This window comes from Pelomonas aquatica, assembly GCF_026712205.1.
In the GTDB taxonomy this organism is placed as follows: domain Bacteria; phylum Pseudomonadota; class Gammaproteobacteria; order Burkholderiales; family Burkholderiaceae_C; genus Pelomonas; species Pelomonas aquatica.
Genome location: NZ_JAPPUW010000013.1, coordinates 1 through 14131 on the forward strand (window position 1 = coordinate 1; position 14131 = coordinate 14131).

The 14131-nt window shown below is 71.2% G+C and carries 13 protein-coding genes; 2 read left to right on the plus strand and 11 right to left on the minus strand.

The genetic code is table 11. The features are described 5' to 3' along the window. Positions 1-161: 161 nt before the first annotated feature. A complete protein-coding gene (locus NYP07_RS14765; protein WP_268151752.1) occupies positions 162-2168 on the minus strand; it encodes an SDR family oxidoreductase in 2007 nt (668 codons plus the stop codon). A 183-nt stretch (positions 2169-2351) separates the two neighbouring features. On the opposite strand from NYP07_RS14765, the gene NYP07_RS14770 reads away from it, so the two are divergent. Both NYP07_RS14770 and NYP07_RS14775 read left to right on the plus strand, forming a co-directional pair. Next, positions 2352-3071, plus strand: coding sequence for a phasin family protein (locus NYP07_RS14770; RefSeq protein ID WP_268151753.1), 720 nt, complete (start codon positions 2352-2354; stop codon positions 3069-3071). A 25-nt stretch (positions 3072-3096) separates the two neighbouring features. After that, a complete protein-coding gene (locus NYP07_RS14775) occupies positions 3097-4344 on the plus strand; it encodes a patatin-like phospholipase family protein (protein ID WP_268151754.1) in 1248 nt (415 codons plus the stop codon). Positions 4345-4504: 160 nt separating this feature from the next. Here NYP07_RS14775 and ubiM read toward each other — a convergent pair whose 3' ends face one another. From ubiM to NYP07_RS14825, 10 genes are all read right to left on the minus strand, one after another. Next, complete coding sequence (ubiM, locus tag NYP07_RS14780; RefSeq protein WP_268151755.1) at positions 4505-5662, minus strand: 5-demethoxyubiquinol-8 5-hydroxylase UbiM; 1158 nt, start codon at positions 5660-5662, stop codon at positions 4505-4507. Positions 5663-5708: 46 nt separating this feature from the next. Continuing rightward, positions 5709-7472, minus strand: a complete 1764-nt coding sequence (locus tag NYP07_RS14785; protein ID WP_268151756.1) for an ABC transporter ATP-binding protein — start codon at positions 7470-7472, stop codon at positions 5709-5711. Next, positions 7462-9246 carry an ABC transporter ATP-binding protein gene (locus NYP07_RS14790; protein WP_268151757.1) on the minus strand — a complete coding sequence of 595 codons (1785 nt, stop codon included), beginning with the start codon at positions 9244-9246 and terminating at the stop codon, positions 7462-7464. Before NYP07_RS14790 ends, NYP07_RS14785 begins: the two co-directional genes overlap by 11 nt. 113 nt (positions 9247-9359) lie before the next feature. Further along, positions 9360-9866 (minus strand): hypothetical protein, encoded by a 507-nt coding sequence (locus NYP07_RS14795; RefSeq protein ID WP_268151758.1) that lies wholly within the window; start codon positions 9864-9866, stop codon positions 9360-9362. Between the two features lie 134 nt (positions 9867-10000). Next, positions 10001-10549 (minus strand): crossover junction endodeoxyribonuclease RuvC, encoded by a 549-nt coding sequence (gene ruvC, locus NYP07_RS14800; RefSeq protein WP_268151937.1) that lies wholly within the window; start codon positions 10547-10549, stop codon positions 10001-10003. Then, a complete protein-coding gene (locus tag NYP07_RS14805; RefSeq protein WP_268151759.1) occupies positions 10549-11547 on the minus strand; it encodes a phosphatidate cytidylyltransferase in 999 nt (332 codons plus the stop codon). Before NYP07_RS14805 ends, ruvC begins: the two co-directional genes overlap by 1 nt. 161 nt (positions 11548-11708) lie before the next feature. Beyond that, on the minus strand, positions 11709-12356 hold the full coding sequence (locus tag NYP07_RS14810; RefSeq protein WP_268151760.1) for a lysophospholipid acyltransferase family protein: 648 nt from the start codon (positions 12354-12356) through the stop codon (positions 11709-11711). A gap of 70 nt (positions 12357-12426) precedes the next feature. Continuing rightward, entirely contained in the window at positions 12427-13302 is an 876-nt protein-coding gene (locus NYP07_RS14815; RefSeq protein ID WP_268151761.1) for a tetratricopeptide repeat protein, read from the minus strand. A gap of 96 nt (positions 13303-13398) precedes the next feature. After that, a complete protein-coding gene (locus tag NYP07_RS14820; protein WP_268151762.1) occupies positions 13399-13788 on the minus strand; it encodes a GFA family protein in 390 nt (129 codons plus the stop codon). Between the two features lie 29 nt (positions 13789-13817). Beyond that, on the minus strand, positions 13818-14129 hold the full coding sequence (locus NYP07_RS14825; RefSeq protein ID WP_268151763.1) for an antibiotic biosynthesis monooxygenase family protein: 312 nt from the start codon (positions 14127-14129) through the stop codon (positions 13818-13820). Positions 14130-14131: the final 2 nt, after the last annotated feature.

Sequence of the window (14131 nt, forward strand, 5' to 3'; positions counted from 1 at the left end):
GGCTTCCTTCAGACCCACAGTCACCCGCGGAACCCTTGCCATTGGCTAACCATTCCCCTTGCCGGGCTGATAGAGGACTCTCACCTCCGAGTAGGTGCACCCTGCCGGGCGCACCAAAAAGAAAGGCCCGGCCGAAGCCGGGCCTGCGCCGAGTGTCGCTGCTAGAAGTGGATGCCGCGCATCATCTGCTGCAGCGCGATGGCCTCGGGCGACAGGCCGCCGCCCTTGCCCCCCTTTCCACTCCCTTCGCCCTTGGCCGCATCGCTGTCCGGGAACATGCGGAAGCTCGTGTTCATGACGATCTGCGCGATGCGCGGCGCCGCCGCGTGCAGCAGCTCGCCCGAGATGCCGAGCTTGGTCGCGATGCGCACCGGCTTGGCGACGCAGGCCTGGGCGATCATGTCGGCGGCCTCCTCGGGCGACAGCGTCGGCACGTTGTTGTAGATCTTGGTGGGGGCGATCATCGGCGTGCGCACCAGCGGCATGTTGATGGTGGTGAAGGTGATGCCGGTGTCGGCGAACTCGCTGGACGCGCAGCGCGTCCAGGCGTCCAGCGCGGCCTTGGAGGCGACGTAGGCACTGAAGCGCGGCGCGTTCGTCAGCACGCCGATGGAGCTGATGTTGACGACGTGGCCACGGCGCTTGGCCACCATGCCGGGCAGCAGGCCCATGGTCACGCGCAGGCAGCCGAAGTAGTTCAGGTCCATCGTGCGCTGGAAGTCGTGGAAGCGGTCGTAGCTGGACTCGATCGCGCGGCGGATGGAGCGGCCGGCGTTGTTGATGAGGAAGTCGACGCCGCCGAAGCTGTCGTTGCACCAGTGGATCAGGTCGGCGCAGCCGGCCTCGTCGGCGATGTCGCAGGCGAAGGCGTGGACCTGCGCGTCCTTGCCGGCCTGGCCCTTGATCTCCTTGACGGCCTCGTCGAGCTTGGCCTGGTCGCGCGCGCAGATCAGCGTGATGGCGCCGGCCTCGGCGAACTTGATGGCCGCGGCCAGGCCGATGCCCGACGAGCCGCCGGTGACCAGCACCACCTTGCCGGCGGTCGCGCCGCGCAGGCTGCGGTCGATGAAGAGGTCGGGGTCGAGATGGCGCTCCCAGTAGTCCCACAGCCGCCACGCGTAGTCGTTCAGGTCGGGGCAGGCGATGCCGCTGCCCTTGAGCAGGGCCTCGGTGTCGCGGCAGTCGAAGCGGGTCGGGTAGTTGATGAAGGTGAACATGTCCTCGGGCAGGCCGAGATCCTTCATCACCGCGTTGCGGATGCGGCGCACCGGCGCCAGCGCCATCAGGCCCTTCTTCACGCTCTTGGGGATGAAGCCCATCAGCGCCGCGTTGATGAAGAGGTTCATCTTGGGCGCGTGCGCGGCCTTGCTGAAGATGTCCAGCACGTCGCCGACGCGGTAGCCCTTGGGGTCGACGAGGTGGTAGCAGCCCTGGCCCTGGGTGACCTTGTGCGAGATGTGCTCCAGCGCGTCGACGACGAAGTCCACCGGCACGATGTTGATGCGGCCGCCCTCCAGGCCGACGCTGGGCATCCAGGGCGGCAGGATCTGGCGCATGCGCTGGATCAGCTTGAAGAAGTAGTAAGGCCCGTCGATCTTGTCCATCTCGCCGGACGTGGAATCGCCGACGACCAGCGCCGGGCGGTAGACCGTCCAGGGGCGCCTGCACTCCTTGCGCACGAGCTTCTCGCTCTCGTGCTTGGTCATGAAGTAGGGGTGATCGAGGTTCTCGGCCTCGTCGAACATGTCCTCGCGGAACACGCCCTCGTACAGGCCTGCCGCCGCAATCGAGCTGACGTGATGCACATGGCCGGCCTCGATGGCCTGCGCGAACTCCACCATGCTGCGCGTGCCCTCGATGTTGACGGCGATCTGCGAGGCCTCGTCGGCGCCCAGGTCGTAGACGGCGGCGAGGTGGTAGAGATGGTCGATCCGGCCCTTCAGGCCCTTGATGACGTCGCTGGCCACGCCGAGCTTCTTGCCCGTCAGGTCGCCGTAGACGGGAATGGCGCGGGTCTTGGAGACGCCCCAGTAGGCGAGCAGGTCGGGCAGCTTGCCCGCGCTCTCCTCGCGCATCAGGAAGTGGACCGTGCTGCCCCGGCGGGCCAGCAGCTTCTTGACGAGTCGCTTGCCGATGAAGCCGGTGGCACCGGTGACGAAATACTGCATGCGGGTCTCCTGCTCGTGGATCTGGACGATGTCGCGATGATTCTTCACTATCGCCGAAACCGCCCCGCTGGGCACTTTCCCCAGGGGCTGGCCGTAGAGGCCCGCCACTAGGAATCCCCGTGCCGATGGGGCATCCGGCCGCTACAGTCTCGCTGGCAACACGCACACTCGAAAGGACAACCCATGGTCAAGAAGCTCCAGAAGATGGCTGACAAGAAAAAGGCTGCGGCCGCCACCGGCTTCCCGGCTGGCCTGCTCGACAGCGCAATGGCACAGAACGTCAAGGACAGCGCCCAGCAGATCTGGGCCGCCGGTCTCGCCTCCTTCGCCAAGGCCCAGGGCGAAGGCTCCAAGGTCTTCGAGGCCCTCGTGTCGGAAGGACTCAAGTTGCAGAAGAAGACCCAATCCGCCGCCGAGGAAAAGCTCAGCGCCGTGGCCACCAAGGTCAGCGGCATGGCCGGCGACGTCGGCGCCAAGGCCGGCCAGCACTGGGACAAGCTGGAAAGCATCTTCGAAGCCCGCGTCGCCAAGGCGCTGAAAAGCCTGAACGTGCCCTCCGCCGGCGACGTCGACAGCCTCATCAAGCGCATCGACGCGCTGGCCGTGTCGGCCGGCCTGAAGAAGGCCGCGCCCGCGGGCAAGGCCAAGAAGGCCGTCGTCAAGAAGGCTGCCGCCGTGAAGAAGGCCGTCGCCACCAAGGCCGCGCCGGTCAAGAAGGCCGCCGCCAAGAAGGCTGCGCCCGTGAAGGCCGCCGTCAAGGCCGTGGCCAAGAAGGCTGCCGCCCCGGCGAAGAAGGCCGCCGCGCCCGCCAAGAAGGCTGCCCCGGCCAAGCGGGCCCCGGCCGCCAAGAAGGCCGCCGCCCCCGCGGTCGAGGCGAAGGCCGAGCAGGCCACCCAGGCCTGATACCTCTGGCTGACCCTTCTGTCCCATGAGCCAGCCGAAGATCGGTTTGGCCCTGGCAGGCGGAGGCCCACTGGGCGCCATCTATGAAGTTGGCGCCCTTTGTGCTTTGGAGGAGGCCATCGAAGGCCTGGACTTCACCGCCTGCGACGGCTACATCGGCGTCAGCGCGGGCGGCTTCATCGCCGCCGGCCTGTCCAACGGCATGACGCCGCGCCAGCTCTGCGCCGCCTTCATCGAGAACAACGCCGAGCCGCCGGACCGCTTCGACCCGGCCGACCTGCTGGAGCCCGCCTGGGCCGAGTTCGGCCAGCGCCTGCGCCAGCTGCCGGCCCTGCTGGCCCATGCGGCGCGCGAGGTGTTGCTGGAGGGCCGCTCCCTGCTCGGCGCCGTCGAGCGCCTGGGCCGCGCGCTGCCCACCGGCCTGCTGTCCAGCGAGCGCTTCGGCGCGGCGCTGGAGCGCGTGTTCGCCGTGCCGGGGCGCAGCAACGACTTCCGCAGGCTGCGCCGCCCCCTCGTCCTCGTCGCCACCGACCTCGACAGCGGCGAGGCCATCCCCTTCGGCACGCCGGGCTGGGACCATGTGCCCATCTCGCGCGCCGTGCAGGCCAGCGCCGCGCTGCCGGGCCTGTTCCCGCCGGTCGAGGTCGACGGCCACCATTTCGTCGACGGCGCGCTAAAGAAGACGCTGCACGCCTCGGTGCTGCTGGACCGTGGGCTGGACCTGCTGATCTGCCTCAACCCCCTCGTGCCCTATGCGAGCGACCGCCACTCGCCGGCCCGCGAGGACCGCTCGCGCCGCGCCCGCGACCTGGCCCGCAAGCTCGGCCGCCCCGGCGGGCGCTGGCTGCGGCCCGGCATCCCGCGCCTCGTGGACGGCGGCCTGCCGCTGGTGCTGTCGCAGACCTTCCGCTCGCTGATCCACTCGCGCCTGGCCCTCGGCCTGAAGGGCTACGAGCTGACCCACCCGCAGACCGACATCCTGCTGTTCGAGCCCGACCCGCACGATGCCGAGTTCTTCATGGCCAACACCTTCAGCTACAGCCAGCGCCGCCACCTGGCCGAGCATGCCTACCAGGCCACGCGGGCGCTGCTGCGCGAGCGCGCGGCCGCGCTCGGCCCCCGGCTCGCACGCGCCGGCCTGAGGCTGCGCGAAGACCTGCTGGCCGACCTGGAGGCCCGCCTGCTGCCCGTGCCGCGCGAGACCCGCACCGAGCAGGCACTGCGCACGCTGCGCCGCAGCCTCACGGTTCTTGAGCGGCGCCAACGCCGATGACGAAGCCGGGGCATGCCGGGCCGAGCGCCGGGCCGCCCCAAGCCGGCCCGTCAGGCGATGTTGACCGGACTCGATGCCCGGTCAATCGCCGTCCCCTTGGGGGACCGACCAGACTCGCTCGCGTTCAGCGACGCGAGGCTGGGCGAGGGGCCTCCAGATCTCAGGCATCCACCAGCTTGCGCGTGATCGCCGCGCGCAGCGGCGGCAGGTGGCGGGCCAGGTCGATGACGGCGCGGCGCAGTGCCAGCACCGGCGCGCGATCGTCGGTGAAGAAGCGCACCAGCGCATTCGTGCCGGCATAGAGCGGGCCAGCCATGCGGCGGTGTTCGGCCTCGTAGGCCAGCAGGGGGCCGAGCTCGCCCGCGTCGCGCGACGGGCTCAGCCGCCGTGCCAGCGCGTCGATGCCGTACAGGCCGAGGTTGTAGCCATGCGCGGTGACGGGGTGCATGCCCACCGCCGCGTCGCCGATCAGCGCCAGGCGCGGCGCGGCGAAGCGCTCGGCCCAGACCGCGACCAGCGGGTAGACATGCCGCGCCCCGGCAACCTGCATGGCGCCGAGCCGGCTCTCGGCCGCGGCCTCGATGGTGGCGGCCAGTTCGGCGTCGTCCATGGCCGCGATGCGCGGCAGCTCCGCGTTCGCCACCGTCCACACGGCGGAGCTGCAGCGGCCCGTCTTGGGCAGCAGGGCCAGCGTGTGGCCTTCGAGGAAGCATTCCTGCGCCAGCCCTTCGTGATCGCGCTCGTGGGCCAGCGGCACCAGCAGCGCGCTGCGGCCGAAGTCCTTGTGGCGGGCGCCGATGCCGGCCAGGCGGCGCAGCGGCGAGAAGCGGCTGTCGGCCGCGACCACCAGCGGCGCCGCATGCACCTCGCCGCAGCGCGTGCGCAGCCTGGCCTCGGCCGCGTCGCGTTCGAAGCCCACCACCGTGCGGCCGCACAGCACCGGCAGGCCGCGCTGCTGCGCGCCGCGCCAGGCCGCCGCGCGCAGGCGGTGGTTGGACACCAGCCAGCCCAGGTCCTGCCCCGCCGACTCGAAGGGCAGCGGCGTGCGCGAGCCGCTGGAGCGCACGCTGGCGCGGCGCAGCGGCGCCACCTCGGGCAGGTGCTCCCACAGGCCCAGGCTTTCGAGCAGGCGGCGCGAGCGGTGGGTCAGCGCGATCTCGCGGCCGTCGTCCGGCGGCGCGGCGAGCACGGCCGGGTCCGCCTGCTCCAGCACGGTCACGGCCAGGCCGCGGTCGTGCAGCGCGCAGGCCAGCGCCAGCCCGGCCGGGCCGGCGCCGCTGATCAGGACCTGGGGCGAGGAGGCGGCAATTTCGTTCATGGTCGCGCAGCCTAGGCCGCAGCGCTGCGTGCCGCCTTGACCCAGGTCAGGCCGCCTCGGGATCGGCCTCTTCCAGCGTCTGCAGCTCGACCAGGCGCCGGTACAGGCCGCCGTCGATGGCCATCAGCGCCTCGTGGCGGCCGCGCTCCTGCAGGCGGCCATGGTTGAGCACGAGGATCTGGTCGGCCGCGCGGATGGTGGACAGCCGGTGTGCGATGGCCACCACCGTCACCCGCCCGTGCAGCGCCGCCAGCGCCTCGCCGACGCGCTGCTCGGTGGCGCTGTCGATGTTGCTGGTGGCCTCGTCCAGGAACAGGATGCGCGGCGCGCCGGCCAGCGCGCGGGCCATGGCCAGCAGCTGCTTCTGGCCCGTGGACACGCGGGCGCCGCCTTCGCCCAGCCGGGTGTCGTAGCCCTGCGGCAGCGCCGCGATGAAGTCGTGCGCGCGGGCGGCGCGGGCCGCGTCCTGCACGTCCTCGTCCGAAATGCCGGACCGGCCCATCGCGATGTTGTCGCGCACGCTGGCCGACATCAGCCAGGGCTCCTGCGGCACCAGGCCCACCGCGTCGCGGAAGGCGGCGTCCGGCACGGCCGCGAGCGGCTGGCCGTCCACCGTGATGCGGCCGGCCTGCGCCGTGTAGAAGCGCAGCAGCAGCGACAGCAGCGTGCTCTTGCCGCTGCCGGTGTGGCCGACGATGCCGACGAAGCTGCCGGCCGGGATGTCGACGTCGATGCCGCCCAGCACCGGCCGCGCCGGGTCGTAGCCGAAGCTCAAGCCCTCGATGCGGATCGCGCCCTGCGCGATGCCCTGCCCGTCCTGCGCCGGCCCGGGTGAGTCGTCCTCCGTCAGCAGCGTGCGCACGCGCGACGCGGCCACCATGGACTGCTGCAGCTGGCCGAACTGCATCGTGATCTGGATCAGCGGCTCCACCACCCACGCGATATAGCTCAGGAAGGCGTACAGCAGGCCCACCTCCAGCCCGGACAGCTCGCGGCGGCCGAAGCTGTAGATGACGGTCACGAGCAGCAGCACGTTCAGCAGGTCCAGCGCCGGGCGCAGCAGCCAGGCGTTGGCGCGCAGCTCGGCGATACGCGACAGCCGGTGCGCCGCGTTCGTCGCCTCGAAGCGCGCACCGAAGCGCCCCGCCGCGCCGCTGGCCTGCAGCACCGCCATGCCGGCCATGCCCTCGGCCATCTGCGCATTGATGTCGCTGCGCAGCTGGCGGCTGCGCAGCACGGCCGGCGCCGACAGGCGCTGGTAGCCGGCGATGATGAGCACCATGGCCGGCACCAGCGTCGCGACGATGAGCATCAGCCGCCAGTCCAGCAGCGCCATCGCAGCGAGCGAGCCGATGACGACGATGCCCGAGTCCAGCATCACATAGAGCACCTGGCGGTAGAGCTGGTTGACGGCCTCGGTGTCGTTGGTCACGCGGCTGACGAGCTGGCCGGTGATGGCCTTGTCGAAGAAGCTCATCGGCAGCGCCAGCACATGGGCATAGACGCGCTCGCGCAGCCGCAGCACCGAGCGCCGCGCGACGCCGGCCATGCGCGACAGCTGGGCGTAGCGGATCCAGGTCGCGGCCCAGCCGGTCAGCAGCATGACGGCCAGCAGCGTGGCCATCTCGCCGATGTCGTAGCGGCCGGGCAGCAGGTGGTGGTCGATGTAGCGCTTGCCGAGGATGGGCGCGAGCGCCTCGAGGCCGGCGGCCGTGACCAGCCACAGGCCGCCGCGGATCAGTTGCGTGCGCTCGGGCCGGGCGGCATCCAGCAGCAGGCCGACGCTCTTCCAGGGTTGTTCAGGCCGCATCCAGGCTCGCCTCGATCTGTTGATAGCGCCATTGCGAGGCATACCAGCCGCCCAGTTCCAGCAGCCGCTGGTGCGTGCCGCGCTCGATGACGTGGCCCTGCTTCAGCACGATGACCTCGTCGGCATCCATGACCGCCGACAGCCGGTGCGCGATGACGATGACGATGACGCTGCGCTCGGGGCGCGCGGCGCGCAGCTCGCGCAGGTGGTCGAGGATGGCCGTCTCGGTGCCGGTGTCGACGGCGGACAGCGCATCGTCCAGCACCAGCAGCGGCGCATCGCTGAGCAGCGCCCGCGCGATGGCGACGCGCTGGCGCTGGCCGCCCGACAGCGTCACGCCGCGCTCGCCGACCTCGGTCGCATAGCCCTCGGGCAGCCGCGCGATGTCGTCGTGCACGGCCGCCAGGCGCGCGGCGGCCTCGATCTCGGCGGGCGTCGCGCCGGGCCGGGCCAGCGCGATGTTGTCGGCCACCGAGGCCGAGAACAGGAAGGGCTCCTGCGGCACCCAGGCGATGTGGGCGCGCAGCGCGGCCAGCGGCAGTTCGGGCAGCGGCACGCCGCCCAGCAGCAACCACCCCGCGTCGGGCTCGGCCTGGCGCAGCAGCAGGCGCACCAGCGTCGACTTGCCCGCGCCGGTGGCGCCGACGATGCCCAGCGTGCGGCCCGGCGCGAGCCCGAAGTCGACGTGCTCGACGGCGGGCCGCTTCGCGCCGGGGAAGCCGAAGGTCAGCCCTTCAACCTGCAGCGGCGCGGGCGACGGCAGCGCCGCCCGGCCCGCGTCGGCCAGCGTCAGCGGCGCGTCCAGCACCGGCGTGAGGCGCGCCCACGCGGCGCGGCCGCGCTCCAGCAGGGCCATCACCCAGCCGGCCGCGAACATCGGCCAGATCAGCTGGCCCAGATACATCGTGAACGCGGTCAGCTGGCCGATGCTGATCTCGCGGCGCGCGACCAGCCAGCCGCCCACCGCGAGCGCGATGGCCGTTGCGGCGGTGAGCGTCATGCCCACGGCCGGCTCGTAGGCGGCCTCCCAGCGCTGCGAGCGGAAGCTGGCCTCCGCCGCGCGGTCGGCCAGCTCGCCGAACTGTTTTTCGCTGCGCGCGACCAGGCCGAGGGCGCGCACGGTGCGCACGCCGGCCAGGCTCTCCTGCACCTGCTGGTTCAGGTCGCCGAAGCGCGCCAGCGAATCCTGGGCCGCGGTGTGCAGATGCCTGGAGATCCACCAGAAGGCCCCTCCCATCAACGGGAAAGGCAGCAGCGCCGCGAGGCCCAGCCGCCAGTCGATGCCGAGGGTCATCATGGCCAGCACGAGGACCAAGGTCTGCGAGCCGTCGAAGCCCGCCAGCATGGCCTCGCCGGCGGCCTGCTCGACGGTGTCGATGTCGTTGGTCGCCAGCGCCATCAGGTCGCCGGTGCGCTGGGCCTGGAACCAGGCCGGCCCCTGCAGCGCGAGCCGCGCATACAGCCGCGTGCGCAGCCGCGCGCCGAGCCGGAAGGAGGCCTTGAACAGCGTCAGCCGCCAGCCCGCGCGCAGCAGGTAGATGACGAGGCCGGCCGCGACGAGCAGGCCCAGCTGGCGCAGCAGCGCGGCGCCCTGCAGATGGCCGGCCACCAGCGCATCGACGACATGGCCGACCTGACGCGGTATCCAGACCGTCAGCAGCGCGATGCAGCTGAGCATGCCGCCCGCCGCGGCGTAGGCGCGCCAGTGCTCGCGGACGAAGCCGGCCAGCATGCGATGCAGCGCGGACGAGGAAGAGGCGGCGGAGGCGGGCATGAGGGGCGCCAGTGTCGCCTGGGCCGGCCGCCCGGCGCCAAAAACGGCACCGCCCGGGGGTGAGCCGGGCGGTGCGCGGGTGGTCGGGGTGCGCCCTGGGGCGCCATCCGGTATCAGTTCACCTTGGCGGCATCGGCATTGCGCTTGTGCACGTCGTGGGCCTTCTTCGCCTTGGCCTCGCCGAGTTCCTTGCGCTCCTGCTGGCGGTCGGCGCGGGCCGCGGCCAGGTCGGACTTGGCGTGGGCCTCGTTGCGCTTGAGGCCGCCGATCTCGCGGTTCTCCTGCTCGCGCGCCTTTTCGTCGCGCTGGGCGGCGGCCATGTCGCCGCGCTTGATGGCGGCGTCCTCGGCGCGCTGGTCGGCATTGCGTTCGCCGCGCTCCGTGGCCAGCTTGCGCTCGTCGCGCGCCACCCTTGCCTTGTCCGCGCCGACCTGGGCGTTGTCCTGCGCGATCTCCTTGCGCTGGTACTGGATGTTGCGGTTGTCCTTGCGGATCTGGGCGTTGTCCTGCTTGACCTGGGCCACCGGATCGGGGGCCGAGGCGGGGGCGGTCTGGGCCGAGGCCGCGCCACCGAGGGCGAGAACGATCGTGGCAAGCGCGAAGGAAACGACGGTCTTCATGAGATGGCTCCTGGGGTTGGGGTGGTGGAGTTGCGTTGAAAAAACGGCGGGCCCGTGCGGTGAACAACGCCGCCCTCCCTATCCCGTTGACCACGGACGGCTTGCCGACAGCTTGCCTGCCGGCCCAGCGAAGCTCAGTACGTCCTGCCGCCCTTGAACTGCGCATGCTGGCGGCGCGCCAGCGTCGTGCTGCGGCTCATGGCCTCGAAGCTGACGCGCGCATGGGCGTGCATGATGGCCAGGCCCAGCGCGTCGGCCGCGTCCTTGCCGGGCAGGCCGGGCAGGTTCAGCAGGCGCTGCACCATGGCCTGGATCTGCTCCTTCTTCGCATGGCCGTGGCCGACGATGGCCTTCTTCATCTGCAGGGCCGTGTACTCGCTGACGGCGAGGTCCGCGGACACCAGCGCCGTCAGCGCCGCTCCGCGCGCCTGGCCCAGCAGCAGCGTGGACTGCGGGTTCACGTTGACGAAGACGATCTCCACCGCCGCGCACTGCGGCTGGTAGCGCGCCGTGACCTCGCGGATGCCGTCGAACAGGATCTTCAGCCGCGCCGGCAGGTCGCCGGTGGCGACGCCGCTGGTCTTGATCGTGCCGCTGGCGACATAGGCCAGCCGCGGGCCGTCGGCGTCGACGACGCCGAAGCCGGTGGTCTGCAGGCCGGGGTCGATGCCGAGGATGCGCATCACCGATAACCGAGCGGCAGCTGGAAATACCAGCGCACCGAATGGAACAGGATGGGCGCCGCGAAGCACAGCACCGCGATGCGGTCCAGCAGGCCCACCGCGCCGGTGATGGAGCTGCGGTTGCCCCAGTACAGCACGCCGGCGTCCTTCTTCAGCGCCTTCATGACGAGGCCGCCGAAGCCGGCCGCCGCGGCCGTCAGGAAGGCCATGGCCAGGGCCTGGCCGGCCTTGAAGGGCGTGATCCAGAACAGCAGCAGGCCGGCGACCGAGCCGGTCAGCGTGCCGATCCACCAGGCCCGCATCGAGAAGCTGCGGCTGATGTGGCGCGCGACCGGGCGGCGGCGCAGCGTGCGGGTCGCGATCTCCTGCGCGATCTGCGAGGCCGCGACGACCATGACGAGGAAGAACAGCAGGAAGGCGCCGCGGCCGGTGTAGCCGGGGAAGTCCAGCAGCAGCAGGGCCGGCGCATGCGACAGCCCGTAGACGCAGACCATCACGCCCCACTGGATCTTGGCGTTGCGCTCCAGGTAGTTGCGTGGGTCGTCGGCCAGCGCGCTGACGATGGGCAGCACGAGGAAGCCGTAGACCGGCAGGAAGACGGCGAACAGGTCGAAGAAGCGCGTGCCGCAGATCATGTACTGCACCGGCAGCAGCACGAAGAAGGCGACGATCAGCGTGCGGTGGTCGCTGCGCTGGGTGTGCATGAGGGTGATGAACTCGCGCAGCGCCAGGAAGGAGAACAGCGCGAACAGCAGCGTCGCGCCCAGCGGCCCCGAGATCCACGCGACCCAGAACATGCAGCCGCCGATCCAGGCCGCGCGCAGGTCGCGGCGCACGCGCTCCCAGGTCAGCTGCGAGGCCAGCCGCGCATGCTCGTCGGCGCGCTCGCGCAGCGAGTTCAGGAACAGGCCCACCGTCAGCAGGACCAGGAAGCCGAACAGCACGACGAAGAGCAGGGCCACCTGCTCGCTGGCGGTCAATTGCCGGAGCCAGTTCATCAGAAGCTATGAATGAATCCGGCGCGCCCGAGCGGAGCGCGCCAAGGGCCCCAATCTAGGCGCAAAGCGCAGCCGTAGCGCGGGCTACGGCGAGCATTTGCAACGACGAGTGGGGTCCTTGGGGCGGGACGAGCGGGTGTGCAGGGTTCGTTCATAGCTTCTCAATCCTCCCCGTCGTGGCCGACCGCGTGCGGATCGGGCCGCTGCTCCATGACCGCCTCGCGGGCGCGGCACAGGAAGTCGGCCTTGCTCTCGCCCTCGCGCAGCTGGATGGGCTCGCCGAAGGTGACCGTGCAGAGGATGGGCACCGGCACGACCTCGCCCTTGGGCATCACGCGCTGCACGTTGTCGATCCAGGTCGGGATCAGCTTCACGTGCGGGAACTGCTCGGCCAGGTGGTAGATGCCGCTCTTGAAGGGCTGCGGGCTGCCCTTGCTGGAGCGCGTGCCCTCGGGAAAGATGACCAGGGAGTCGCCGTTGGACAGCGCCTCGGCGAGGGGCTCCAGCGGGTCCTCGTCGGGGTTGGCGCGGGTGCGGCTGACGTAGATGGCGTTGAAGACCTCGGTCGTCAGCCAGCGCTTGAGGGCGCTGGTCGTCCAGTAGTCGCGCGCGGCGATGGCCCGCGTCTGCGCGCGCAGCTCATGCGGGAAGGCGGCCCAGATCAGGACGAGGTCGAAATGGCTCTGGTGGTTGGCGATGTAGATGCGCTGCTCCGCCATCGGCGGGCAGCCCTTCCAGTGGCCCTGCGCGCCGGTGATCAGGCGGGCGATGAAGGCGAGCAACTGGCCGGTGAAGGCGGCTAGCGTCATGGGGCGGGATTATCGCGGCCGCCACCCTGCCGCATGGCCGCTGCGTAGAGCGTGTTTACGCTCTCAGGGCTTACCAGTCGTCGCCGCCGCCGCCGCCACCGCCGCCGATGTCGCCACCGCCGGCATCGCCGCCGCCCCAGCCGTCGCCGCGGCCGAAGTCGACGTCGCGCGAGGCCAGCTCGTCGGCCGCGCCGTTGCCGCCGCCGTCGAAGCTGCCGGGCACGAGGCCGCTGGCGCCGCCCGTGTCGCGCGGCAGGCTGCGCTCGTCATGGCCTTCGTGCAGCATCTTCTCGGCCAGCATGCCGGCCGCGACGCCGCCCGCCGCGGCCAGGCCGACGCCGAGCATGCCGGAGCCGCCGGGCGCCGGCGCCGGGCCGTAGCCGGGGCCATAACCGGCGCCGTAGCCGGGCGCGCCGCCGCCATAGCTGCCGGCCATCGCAGGCTGGCTCTGCACGGCCGTGCGGTTGCGCATCCAGCGCGTCACCAGCCAGATGAAGACGACGACGCCGACGACGAGCAGCCACACCGGCACGCCGCCGCTGCGCTCGACCGGCGCGGCCCGCAGCGGCGGCGCGGCGCCGACGACGGCCGGCGCCGTGGCCTTCGCGGCCCCCGCCTGCTCGCGCTGCAGCAGCTGCTCGAAGGCGCTGAACTTGGCCGGATCGGCGAACTTGATGGCCGGGTCCAGCGCGCGGGCGCGCTGGCTGTGCTCGGCCGCCTCGGTGAACTGGCGCTCGTGGGCCAGGATCTCGGCCAGCACATAGTGGGCGCGGGCGCTGTCGGGCTTGGCCGCGACGACCTCGCGCACCATCTTCTCGGCGCCGGCGTAGTCGCCGCGCTGCACGGCGGCCTGCACTTCGTCGATCTTGGGCAGGGCCTGGGCCGTGCCCAGCCACAGCGCGGCCAGCAGGCCGAAGCACAGCAGCAGCATTCGGGGAAACTTCATCTCAACACTCCTCAAACCATGGGCCGCGCGCGACGCGCACGGACAGACGACAGTTTGCACCGGGATTTGGCGACAGCCCTTCAGATTTCAAGGGCTTTAGAACCAGTAGTCGCGGACGCAGCGGCCATCGCCCGGCAGGTCGTCGAAGCTGTCCAGCCCGTCGAAGTGATCGATCGGGATGGCGGCCACGGCCCCGGGCTCGGCCAGGCGCAGGTTGACGGCGATGCGGCGGCGCCCGTCCTCGTCCAGCTTCAGCGCGCGCCAGAAGGCCACGCAGGCACAGCGCGGGCAGAAGTGGAATTCGATGGCGCTGCCGCGCACATAGGCCCGGGTCTGGCCGCTGACGTGGATGCCCTGGTCGACATAGTCGTAGGCCCATAACGTGCCGTAACGGCGGCAGACGGTGCAGTTGCAGGCGGTGGCGCCATCAGGCAGGCCGTCAAAACGCCAGCGCACCGCGCCGCAGTGGCAGGAACCTTCGATCATGATCGTCGTGCCTCCGTTGCAGGCCGCGGTCAACCGGTCCGCGGCTCCGGGCCGGCGATGCACTCGTAGTGCAGCACCGTCGGGAAGGGATCATAGAAATGATGCAGCAGCCGGCGCCAGTCCTGGTACTCCGGCGACTGGCGAAAGCCGACCTCGTGAGCCTCGACGCTCTCCCAGCGCACCAGCAGCATGTAGTGGCCGGCCCGCTCCAGGCAGCGCTGCAGCTCGTGGCCGAGGTAGCCGGACATGGACGAAATGATGCGCTGCGCCTCCGCGAACGCGGCCTCGAAGGCCGCGCCCTGGCCGGGGCGGACCTGCAGCTGGGCAATCTCCAGGATCATCG

Bases quoted from the DNA above. Each gene is read 5' to 3' on its own strand.
- NYP07_RS14765 (WP_268151752.1), bottom strand. From the start codon at position 2,168: ATGCAGTATTTCGTCACCGGTGCCACCGGCTTCATCGGCAAGCGACTC.
- NYP07_RS14770 (WP_268151753.1), top strand. From the start codon at position 2,352: ATGGTCAAGAAGCTCCAGAAGATGGCTGACAAGAAAAAGGCTGCGGCC.
- NYP07_RS14775 (WP_268151754.1), top strand. From the start codon at position 3,097: ATGAGCCAGCCGAAGATCGGTTTGGCCCTGGCAGGCGGAGGCCCACTG.
- ubiM (WP_268151755.1), bottom strand. From the start codon at position 5,662: ATGAACGAAATTGCCGCCTCCTCGCCCCAGGTCCTGATCAGCGGCGCC.
- NYP07_RS14785 (WP_268151756.1), bottom strand. From the start codon at position 7,472: ATGCGGCCTGAACAACCCTGGAAGAGCGTCGGCCTGCTGCTGGATGCC.
- NYP07_RS14790 (WP_268151757.1), bottom strand. From the start codon at position 9,246: ATGCCCGCCTCCGCCGCCTCTTCCTCGTCCGCGCTGCATCGCATGCTG.
- NYP07_RS14795 (WP_268151758.1), bottom strand. From the start codon at position 9,866: ATGAAGACCGTCGTTTCCTTCGCGCTTGCCACGATCGTTCTCGCCCTC.
- ruvC (WP_268151937.1), bottom strand. From the start codon at position 10,549: ATGCGCATCCTCGGCATCGACCCCGGCCTGCAGACCACCGGCTTCGGC.
- NYP07_RS14805 (WP_268151759.1), bottom strand. From the start codon at position 11,547: ATGAACTGGCTCCGGCAATTGACCGCCAGCGAGCAGGTGGCCCTGCTC.
- NYP07_RS14810 (WP_268151760.1), bottom strand. From the start codon at position 12,356: ATGACGCTAGCCGCCTTCACCGGCCAGTTGCTCGCCTTCATCGCCCGC.
- NYP07_RS14815 (WP_268151761.1), bottom strand. From the start codon at position 13,302: ATGAAGTTTCCCCGAATGCTGCTGCTGTGCTTCGGCCTGCTGGCCGCG.
- NYP07_RS14820 (WP_268151762.1), bottom strand. From the start codon at position 13,788: ATGATCGAAGGTTCCTGCCACTGCGGCGCGGTGCGCTGGCGTTTTGAC.
- NYP07_RS14825 (WP_268151763.1), bottom strand. From the start codon at position 14,129: ATGATCCTGGAGATTGCCCAGCTGCAGGTCCGCCCCGGCCAGGGCGCG.